General features: G+C 40.5%; 10 protein-coding genes. All 10 read right to left on the bottom strand.

The window, feature by feature from the left end; genetic code table 11:
- Positions 1-270: 270 nt before the first annotated feature.
- Positions 271-1,098 (bottom strand): BtpA/SgcQ family protein, encoded by an 828-nt coding sequence (locus KKD20_06415; GenBank protein ID MBU4332717.1) that lies wholly within the window; start codon positions 1,096-1,098, stop codon positions 271-273.
- Positions 1,099-1,103: 5 nt separating this feature from the next.
- Positions 1,104-2,234, bottom strand: coding sequence for a M20/M25/M40 family metallo-hydrolase (locus tag KKD20_06410; GenBank protein MBU4332716.1), 1,131 nt, complete (start codon positions 2,232-2,234; stop codon positions 1,104-1,106).
- 56 nt (positions 2,235-2,290) lie between these two features.
- On the bottom strand, positions 2,291-2,989 hold the full coding sequence (locus KKD20_06405; protein ID MBU4332715.1) for a hypothetical protein: 699 nt from the start codon (positions 2,987-2,989) through the stop codon (positions 2,291-2,293).
- Positions 2,990-2,994: 5 nt separating this feature from the next.
- A complete protein-coding gene (locus tag KKD20_06400) occupies positions 2,995-4,173 on the bottom strand; it encodes a hypothetical protein (GenBank protein ID MBU4332714.1) in 1,179 nt (392 codons plus the stop codon).
- A 456-nt stretch (positions 4,174-4,629) separates the two neighbouring features.
- Positions 4,630-5,325 (bottom strand): bifunctional hydroxymethylpyrimidine kinase/phosphomethylpyrimidine kinase, encoded by a 696-nt coding sequence (locus tag KKD20_06395; GenBank protein ID MBU4332713.1) that lies wholly within the window; start codon positions 5,323-5,325, stop codon positions 4,630-4,632.
- A gap of 94 nt (positions 5,326-5,419) precedes the next feature.
- Positions 5,420-5,836, bottom strand: a complete 417-nt coding sequence (locus KKD20_06390) for an NUDIX domain-containing protein (protein MBU4332712.1) — start codon at positions 5,834-5,836, stop codon at positions 5,420-5,422.
- Between the two features lie 20 nt (positions 5,837-5,856).
- Positions 5,857-6,429, bottom strand: coding sequence for a non-canonical purine NTP pyrophosphatase (locus KKD20_06385; GenBank protein MBU4332711.1), 573 nt, complete (start codon positions 6,427-6,429; stop codon positions 5,857-5,859).
- Between the two features lie 9 nt (positions 6,430-6,438).
- A complete protein-coding gene (locus KKD20_06380; GenBank protein ID MBU4332710.1) occupies positions 6,439-6,990 on the bottom strand; it encodes a non-canonical purine NTP pyrophosphatase in 552 nt (183 codons plus the stop codon).
- A gap of 126 nt (positions 6,991-7,116) precedes the next feature.
- Positions 7,117-7,425: a nucleotide pyrophosphohydrolase gene (locus KKD20_06375; protein MBU4332709.1), complete on the bottom strand. Its 309-nt coding sequence runs from the start codon at positions 7,423-7,425 to the stop codon at positions 7,117-7,119.
- Between the two features lie 24 nt (positions 7,426-7,449).
- On the bottom strand, positions 7,450-7,702 hold a 253-nt coding region (locus KKD20_06370; GenBank protein ID MBU4332708.1), incomplete at its 5' end, for a hypothetical protein.

Below are 7,702 nucleotides of genomic sequence, written 5' to 3'. Positions count from 1 at the left end.
TACCAAACATGCCGGCCAGCGCCGCAGCCAAGGTCAAGAATTTTTTTTATCTTATGCTTTTTAAAAATCCTGACCACCCGGCCAATGTCCTTGTGGGGTTTAAAAATCTTATAATACTCATACTTGTCCCCTTCTTTTTTGTAAATTTGGTTCCATTGTTTCATAAAATTCATGGATGCATTGTAGATGCATCTGTAAATGCATCTATATTATTATAACATAAAATTAAAGGCCTTGAATCGTCTTTGCCGACTCTATGATTGTGCAAGACTATCTTGTATGTTTAACCTTTTCCATAAATTCCCTAGTCTTTTTTAGACTAATCTTTTCCTCCCAGGCCTTAAGATTAACTTCTCTCTCGCGAGAACGAATCTTCCCGGTCTTCAAGCAAGTGCCAATAATGATGCCGTTAACATATTGCAATAGTTTGCGAGCATTGTTTTTGTCAGCGCCACTGCCAGCAAAGATCGGGAATTTACTTCCCGCCGCAAGCCTCGCTTGTTCTAAATCTAGAGTATTAGGCGCATCACCAGTCCACTTGCCGGTTATTATAATCGCGTCCGCTCCTTTTTGAACCGCTTCTTTAGCTGATTCGGCAAGGCTTCTCTTGTTTAACATCTGGGCGTGCTTAACCTGGATGTCAGCAAAAATTGCCACATCATCAGCTTTTATCTCTTTCCTAAATGCCAACACCTTTTCTGGATTAGCCATAATTTTACCATAATCAGTTTCTACGCTGTCCACAAAAACCGGTACGCGAATAAATTTTGCGCCACAAACTTTAGCTATTGAAAAAGCAGAGCGATAGTCATTCCACAAAACATTAACACCAATCGGTACAGACACTGACTTCATAATTATATTAATCAGCAAGGTCATTGCGGCTACTGTTTCTGGACCAACAAATTCATGATGAGGAACATCATAGTTATTCTCCATTATAATCGCATCAACTCCGCCCTGCTGTAACATTTTAGCATCTGCTAAAGATTTTCTTAAACAGGCATCAATTCCGGGAAAGCCTCGGTAGCCCAAAAGCGGCGGAAAGTGGACCATTCCGATGATTGGTGTTTTGGTTTTAAATATTTTTTGTAACACAATTTTTAATCATTTCTAAAAAAACCAACAAGTATTTTTTCATATTTTTCCAGTTCAGCCAAACTAATGCTTTCTTTTTCCGCTTTTTTGTGGGCTTTTTTAATATCACCCGCGCCAAACACATAAGCCAAAATATCATTTTGATTCAATAAAGTTGCCTCGGAAAATGCTCTAAATATTCCCCTGCCTTTCTTTATTTTACTCCCAAGCCCGTCAGAAGGCAACCTTCTTCTAACTATTACCGGGTCATAAGAAAAACAATACTTTATCTTTATATTTTTAAATCCTAACAAAGCAATGCGCTTTTCAATAATTTTTTTATAATAACTATGCGGCTGTATTGTCCTGACAGCAAATTTTATCACGCAGCTCCTGGGGATTTTATTAACCACATCTCCGCCTCTGATAACTCCGATATTCATTGTCGCCGGATCAAATCCCGCTCTTTTTTGTTTAACGATAAGTTTCTTAATTTTAATCAACTCACTCAAAATGAGACCTGCTTTTTCAATAACATTTTCTTTTTGGGGCAAAGCTCCATGGCCTCCTGCCTGCCGAATATTGACTTCTACGTTTAAAACGCCCATTAATTTGGTTTTTATTTCCAAAGAAGTTGGCTCGCCGCAAACAGCAAAAGCAATTTCTTTTTTACTATGCTTGGTTTTTAAAAATTCTTTTATCCCTGAAAAATCATTTGCCTCTTCGTCAGAAGTCAAAACCAGCATTGGCTGATATTTTAAATTTTTTTTCTTTATCAATTGCTTAAAAACACGAATCATTACCGCCACCGAACCCTTCATATCAACTGCCCCCCGGCCATGAATATATCCTTGGCGCGCCCCCGGTTTAAACCCAGTTGCATCGCCTACAGTATCAACATGGCCTTGAAGCATAATAAAAGGACCCCGGCTCCTCCCTTTTGGCAAAGCAATGAGATTACCGCGTCCTTTCAGCTCTTGGCCATTTTTTAATTTGACGCTATAGGGCTGGATATTTACTTCTATGTCCGGAGAGTTGATTTCTTTCTTTATGAATTGGAGCAATTCTAAAGTTCGGCCAGTTTGCAGATGCCCGTCATTGCTGGTGTCAAACCTTAAAAGCTGTAATAAAAAATTTTTAATATTTTGATTGTTCATTTTAAAAAAAGTTAGAGGCGGGTGAAAAAAGAAAAACTAATTTCACCCGCCGTTCTTTATAAGCGACCGATAAAAAGAAAGCCATTCTTGGTCTTTCCTCCTCGGATTTTTAGAGCGGTTTTAAAGAACTTGTTAAGACCAGAGTTATGAGACTCGGGAATAGAAGGATAAAGACATCTGTCATACAACTCCCTAACAACAAAGTTGTCCGGGTCAAACTGACCGCTGCGGCCAGCTCTTAATTCTTTGCCCAATTCAACAATCTCTTCCGGAATAGGAGTAATACCGGTAAAATCCGGATAAAGCACTCGCACAAACTTCAGGGCTAAGGCGCACATCCTTGGACTTTGGGTAGTAAAAGCAATATAATCATAATGCCTTCCATTCAAAAAAAGGTTGAAAAGCAAACCGGCAATGCCCGTACCTTGGCAAGAGGGCTGAAAAACCACCCCCGAAAGATAAAGCAGATTCAAATCGTTATAATCCCGTAATCCAACAAATCCTTTGATCTCCTTCTCTTTAACTATTAAGAGCAGATAATCCTGTCCAATTAAAGAATGGCTGGCTGCTTCTTCTTCGGACACGGGAAGGCCAAAGCCATCGGAAGCCACTTTGGTAAGCAACTCCAGTAAAAATTGCCTCCTCAAAACAAAACTTTCATCGCGCATAAGCGATAAGAGGTGGATTTGAATGCCGTTCCTCTCGCTTAATATCTTTGAATTCAGCGCTCTTAACTTACTCGCTAATGAGTCCATAGATTTTACCTCCTTTTCCTTAAATCCTTGGGCAACTTTTTCCGAACAGCAAGCATTACTTCATAAGCTCCACCGCCTCTAAAGGTCTGCTCCGCTAATTTATAGCACTCCCCTAAATCCACGGCTCGGCCGGCCAGATAGAAAAGGATTGCCGCATTGGCCAAAACAAACTTCAATCCGGGACCGCCAATTTCTCCTTTCAAAATTTTCAGGGAATATTCGCCCTTGTTGCCAATCGGGCTTACCGCCTCAACCGGAATCGGCTCAAGGCCAAAATCAGGAGCAAACAAATCATACTCCCTGATTATGCCGTCTTTGAGATCAGCGACTCTAGTCCCCCCGCTACAAATAGAAACCTCATCCATGCCCCGGTAACGGGACTCGTCGGCAAAACCGCGAACAAATATTCCGTGCTGAAGATGAGTAATCCCTTTTTCATTAAGAATCTGATAAGCTTCGGCAACAATTCTTGGGGCAATAAGATGATTAATGCCAACAACTCTTCTGGTCATCTTTCGAGGACTCAAGGGGTTGGTAATTGGTCCGATAATATCGTTCATATGCGGCGCCTTGGCAACATTATGGGTCTGAATATGAATGCTTTTGTACCGAATATCACAGGCCTCGGTGTAACCAAAACCTATTTTTTCAAGACATTCCTCTACTTCTTTTTTGGAAGCATACTCATTTATCCCGCAAATTAAAGAGATAAAGTCAGAGCTTCCGTATTTTCCCTCGTCAGCATTAGCCGGAGAACCGTGCTTGCACATCGCTATCCCATCTGCTACCGCAATAAAGGCGGCAATAGTACTGACATTGGCCGTAACAACCAAATCGCCTCCCATGCCGCAATTATCCATGGCATAAGAAATATTCGGTTCCAAAAAACCAAATTCGGATACGGCTATATCCTGCTTGAATATAGCGGCGCAAATTCCGGCAATCTGCTCAGCGGAATTTTTGGGCAAATAATGCCCGTGATAATCCTCTTGCCGCTCTTCCCGTTTCCAGCCATAAGTGGCTATGGAATGCAGAGAAGACAGGGCCATAAGACTTTGAACTTGCGCTTCATGGTCGCCTCTGCAACCCCTAAGCACATGTTCCCCCAAACTGTATGCCTCATCAAAATTTAGGGGAATATTTTGCTGGGAATGATGCTTAAGAACATGTTTGATGTCTGTCATGGCTTTCTCCTTTGTTAGATTGTGACTGGTGATCCTCAAATTTTAAAGAACAAAAAAACCGCCCTTGCAGAAATTTTTAAAAATTAAAAATTTCCACAAGGGCGGTCCTAAAATAGGAGCGCGGTGCCACCTTGTTTATCTTAAAATCGCAGTTATAAAACAAAAATCCGTCAGTAGCGGATTTTAAGATCGCTTTTGCTGACTCTGCCCCCTCCGGTCACGACCGGAGGACGACATCAGTTATCCTATGATTACGGAGGAAGCCGGGTTTCCACTAACGCAGAAACCGCTCTATCTAGTCAATCAACCAGATAAAATTAGGCCCAATCCCCTCCGGTATCACCGGGGGGACCTAATTCATGAGCTTTATGATTGTCAATGTTAAGGTTGTTATTAGCTTATATTATGCTGAAAATTTTGTCAAGCTCTTATTGTGGATAAATCAAATTAACAAAATTATTTGTCAGCCAAAAACTGCTCTACGTAACCTATGGCAAATTTACCGGCTTTTTGCGCATCTTTTATTTTTATAAATTCTGCCACAAAAGCGGTTAAAAAAACATCACCGGCACCGATTGTATCTTTGACTTTAGTTTTACGAGCAGGAAAGACATACCTTTTGCCACCGGAGAATATCTCTGCACCTTGTTCACCCTTAGTTATAATTAAGATACGTTTTTTCTGATTATCAGTAAACTCTTTATCCAAAAATTTCAATTCTTCTTTAGTAACTTTTAAAATTGAAATTAGCTGATATGTGTCCGGCGCAATTTGCAACTTTGTTTTTTTCTGAACTTTAATATCTCTAGCATATCCCTGGATGTCTAAAGCAATTAAGCCGTTTAATTTTGTCAAATTAGTCAAATCAAATTCATCAGCAACAGTAGAAATAATAAAAGCGCGAGCTGTTCTTTTGCCTGTTAAATTTATTTTATCAACCGACTTGACAAAACCAGTTTCTCCTTTTTTACTCACAACAACCTCAACCTTTGCTTGTTTTCTGGGACAAATAAAATCAAAATCAACTTTCAAATCTTTAAGTGTTTTATCAATCCAAAAAGCTGGACCGCCTTTGCGCGTGATAGTCTTGCCTGGTTCTTTATAAATAATCTTATCTTGGGCAAATGTTGAGATGACTGTTATTTTTGGCATTGGCATTTGATTAAAAAAATTTTAAATTCTACAAACCAATATTAATCGAAATCGCAAGCAAACCCTCTTCCCCCCCTATCTTTAAGGTGGCCCGCTACTCTATTTTCCCCGCGTCAAAAAGCTGTTTGATTTCCCGAGCCCTAACAAAGTCCTTGATATCATGCGTCATCTCCCCTTGAATCATTTCTTCCACAGTCAGCCACTTAAATTCGTTGTGCTCATCAGATAACTTTACTTCCCCGGAAACATATTCGCACAAAAAACTAATGGAGCATAAAATTTCTCCACCATGCTTGCCAAACCATGAGGTTATGGGCATTAGAACTTTAACATCAAGGTTGGTTTCTTCTTTTGATTCCCGGACAACAGCATCAACAAGCGACTCAGCCTTTCGAGCCCGGCCGCAGGGAGGGCACCATTGAATTGGCGGATTACAGCGCTTTAGAAGCATGAATTTTCCATGCTTCATAATAAACGCGGAAACAGCATTGCCTGATTTTTGTTCAGCCATCTGTTTTGTGGATTAATTTTTTAACCCGCTTTCTTCAGCAAATATTCTGCAAAATCCCGATAATTTGTAAAATGCTTATCCCAAAAATCTAAAATTTTATTATAATCACAAGCTGCTTGGGGCTTATCAAATCCTTTATATTGCAACAACCTATCAACGGAAAGGCCTTTGCCTTCGGGCTTTTTGGCAATAACAGCCCCAACCTCTGAAGGGAAAATAATCGGCTCCTGGCCTGGGACAGCATAAGCAAGACACTCTTTAACAATGATATTCCTGCTCTTTCCCTGCACAAGCTTTAGAATATCCTCGCTGGACAATGATTCCTGAAAATACCTAGCAAAAGGGCCGGGAAATCCGCCTAAAGCTTCCAGATAATACCCGCAGTCAGATACTATCACCGGCACATTCAATTTTTTGGCGGCATATTTTGCCGAATGTTTTGCAACCTCGCTAACATCCATTGATTGTATCTCCGGAGTTTCAATGTTTTTGAAAACCAGATTTATCGGATAATCTGCAAATATTTTTTTAGCGCTGTTTATCTTGTGTTTGTTTCCGGTGACAAATGTAATTGTTGGTTTAGAGTTTTTCATAAATTAATTTTACAACTCGCCCGCGGCCGCAAGCTTGGCGATTTTTTCAAAATTTTCATTCCAAACATCTATTCTTTCTTCCATCGGATATTCAGCAAAAGTTCTTTTTTCATTTTCAAACATCAAAACCGCATCCCAGCCCCTTGACAAATCTCCGCGAGGTTCGCAAGCAATAATAATTGGCACTCGGCCAACCCAAGTTTTTATCTTGCCGTCTGGCAAAGCATAAACTGTGGCTATTTCAAAATAAGCGCTTCTGTCCAAAAATTTTTTAAGCATCTTTAGCAGGCCTTCAGTGCCAAGCGCCCTTTCAAAATAATTACAATAAGGTCCGGGAATACCCAGGGCGTTAACAAAAAAACTGTGGTCTTCCCGGATAACCGGGATACCTAATTCTTTGGCTGCGGTTTTGGCGGTAGAAGCGGCGATCTCCAGGCTGGTATCGGCCTGAATCTCCGGATATTCTTTCTTAATAAAATTCACCTCAACCCCATGCTTCTCAAAAGCTCTTTTTGCCGCCAAAACTTTTAACGGATTTTTTGTTATGATGTTGACTTTCATAAATACAAAATGCAAATCTACCCGCCTTCGCTGAGGTTACGGCGGGGTCAAGGGACCCCGTCTACCCGATTGGGGTTGATTGGGTCCCTTGACCCAATCAACGTAAACCAATCAAAATGCCCAACATCACCGAAACCTTTCCCCGTCCCTTTTCGTATATTTCTCCATGGTCTGCTGAAACGCCTGGTCTAAATCTATATCTAAAGAATTAGCAATACAAACCAGAGCAAACAAAATATCCGCTATCTCATATTCAAGCTTATTTTCTTCTTCAAAGGGCTTTTTGGGTTTTTCTCCAAATTGATGATTCACTTCTCGGGCTAATTCTCCGACTTCTTCCATCAAGCGCAACATCATATTATTCGGCTGCCAATAACCAGCCGTGTTGGTTTTCACCCAGTCATCCACAATTTTTTGCATTTTTTGAATTTCCATAATATTTTAGTGATTATTATTAATTTACCCTAAATACATCCTTACTCCCTGCAAAATCCCGGAAATAAAAAGCTTTTCTGGATTCTCTTTTGACAAATCAAACCAGTCATAACCGGTATGTTCTGGGCTAATTTTAACTTCCCCGCTCACATACTCGGCCTCAAAGAAAACATAAAGCACGCGGATTTCTTTGCCTGCACTCGCGAGATGAGCCGGGATTAAATGCCGGCCAATGGCAACGGGTTGGAGCTTAAGCTTAAACTCCACCTCTCCAATT

The sequence above is a fragment of the Patescibacteria group bacterium genome, assembly GCA_018896645.1.
GTDB lineage: Bacteria > Patescibacteriota > Patescibacteriia > UBA2591 > JABMQE01 > JAHIMF01.
This window is presented reverse-complemented; position numbering and strand designations above follow the sequence as displayed.